The 2244-nt window shown below is 69.5% G+C and carries 1 protein-coding gene; it reads left to right on the top strand.

Annotation, left to right across the window (positions count from 1 at the left end):
- The first annotated feature begins 995 nt into the window (after positions 1 to 995).
- Complete coding sequence (locus IG74_RS0144320; protein ID WP_030689433.1) at positions 996 to 2150, top strand: hypothetical protein; 1155 nt, start codon at positions 996 to 998, stop codon at positions 2148 to 2150.
- The last annotated feature ends 94 nt before the right edge of the window (positions 2151 to 2244 follow it).

Below are 2244 nucleotides of genomic sequence, written 5' to 3'. Positions count from 1 at the left end.
ATGCGCGGCAGCCCCTGGACACCCACCACCTCCTGAAACCCCGGGCCACCCGGCGATCCAGCATGCCCACCAGCCCCCACAGACCTAACCAGTTACCAGCACCGATGCCTGGCACTCCGCGGGCGGCGGCATCCGGCTGGAGACGACCGACGGCCCTCCGTGCCCCGACCTCATCCGGCTTCTGGGCAACGGCCCCACCGGACTCGGCTGGGAAGTCGATCACCAAAGATGCACCTGCCTGTGCGATCACACCCACTCCGACGTCGGGTGCAGCATCGACTTCCGCGAGCCGGCAACCGGACGGTCCGTGTACTACTCCAACACCAAGTGGGGCCGCACACGCGACGACAGCCGCTGCGAAAGGATCGCGAAATTGAACCGCGCGGCCTTCAACTGAACCCCGAGAGCGGGCCAGGACCTGCTCACTCGGTCCCCACGGTCACGGAGGCGCCGGGCTAGTACCCCGGCAGGAGGACACCGATGGGCCGAACCAGTGACGGCGCGCATGGGTGCTCGCCCCGCCGGGTGGAAGGTGAGGCCCGGCAACAGCCCAGAGGCATCGGCAGGGAGCGGCGCATGACGTACGAGGTGATCAGGGTGGAGTTCCGTACGGAGCTCCACGCCCGCTGGTCGGTGTTCTTCGACCACCTGCGGGTGCCGTGGGCGTACGAGCCGGTGACCTTCTACGACAGCGAGGGCTCGCCGCGCACGCCGGCGTTCTGGCTGCCGGAACAGCGGATCTGGTTCTCGGCCGAGGTGCAGGCTCCAGTGTGGTGGGGCCGGTTCGCCATGGCTGCCGAGCACAGCAACTACTTCGCGGACCGCATCTGGGATGAGGAGGCCGAGAGCTGCCTGCCAGTGGAGGTTCCCGAGGAGTGGCACGGCAGAGCGCTGCTGGCCGAGGGCCCGTTCTTCCCGGACGACACGGAAGGCGTTGACACCTGGGCCGCCCCGCCCCGTGTAACGGGCCATGGCGGTTCCACGAGATCAACGGGATGTACACCTCTGATGACGCGCTCTATCAGTGGACGATGTGTCCGCAGTGCGGGGCCTTCGGCGCCGAGTTCTGCGGATACGCCGAACGCCTGCCCTGCGGCTGCCTCGATGACCACGAGCACCACAAGGTCGCCAACGGCAGCGACAAGCGACTGCTGGCCGCCTACCGGGCCGCGCAGCTCGAGCAGTGGCATGCCCGCGACTTCATCAACCCCCATGCGACCGTGCTGTTGCCCACCGTGCGCGAGGCCCTGGTCCAGCAGCCCGGCGCCGCGGCCGCCGCCGAGAACTGCGCGGGAGAGTGCCGGTCGCTCGCCGAGCAGCTGCGCCAGGAGCTGTGCCCGCCTGCCCCCGGGGAAGGTGAGGGCCTCGAGACGCTGTGTTCGGGATGCCCGGGGTTCGTCTGCGGGCAATGCGGCGAACGGCCGGCCCCCGCGGCCGGTGTTCCGTGCCGGGCCTGCGAGCCGGTGGTCCTGCTCACCGAGAACCAGGCAAGGCAGCGGCTCAACTGGAGAGTGGAGCAACTCGCCGCCGCGACGGACGTCCACGGACGCCGGGTCAACGGCATCGTCAACGACTCGATCGGAGCGAAGACGAGGTCAGGACTCTCTCTGGCTAAGCTCGGCGCCGCGCTCGCCAACGTCGAGCGATGGCTGGAAGACCCGTCGTCCATGCCGACCGGGCTCCCTGCTCCCTCTCCCGAGGATCTCGACAAGCTGCACGGGCCCGAGTTGCGCAAGATCCTCGCCACCTACGTGGGGCCGCTGGCAGGAGCCCTGTACGAGCCGATCCCCTTCGTCCAGAAGCAGCTGAACGACTGGATGGGCGCGACCAGCCGCGCCGAGGCGACGGACGAGCAGCTGCGCGACGCCATCATGCAGGCCCGGGCCTGGATCGAGGACACCGACGCGTACCGCGCCTACACCCACCCGGAGCCGCCCGAGCCCGGCGTCCTGGCCGCGCCGATGCGCACGAAGAACGCTGCCGCGGATTCCTCCTGCAGCCTGTGCACCGCACTGGTGGTGGCTGGCGAACTCATCGGCCGGATGCCCCACCCGCACCGGCCATACGTTCCGATGGCCTGGCTGTGCGCGCACTGCCTGTTCGACCGGCGGACCAAGCCCCGGCTCACCGACGTGCTGCTGGGGGCCTAGTAGGGCTTGGTCAGGTTGGTGCGGGGTCGGGGATGTCGCGGTGACAGGTGGGGCAGGCGCCGATCCAGATCGCGAGGAGTAACTGCAGCTCGCG

It is taken from the genome of Streptomyces sp. NRRL B-1347, assembly GCF_000720325.1.
GTDB lineage: Bacteria > Actinomycetota > Actinomycetes > Streptomycetales > Streptomycetaceae > Streptomyces.
This window is presented reverse-complemented; position numbering and strand designations above follow the sequence as displayed.

Coding starts and splice junctions, on each gene's coding strand:
- IG74_RS0144320 (WP_030689433.1), top strand. CDS start 996: ATGTACACCTCTGATGACGCGCTCTATCAGTGGACGATGTGTCCGCAG.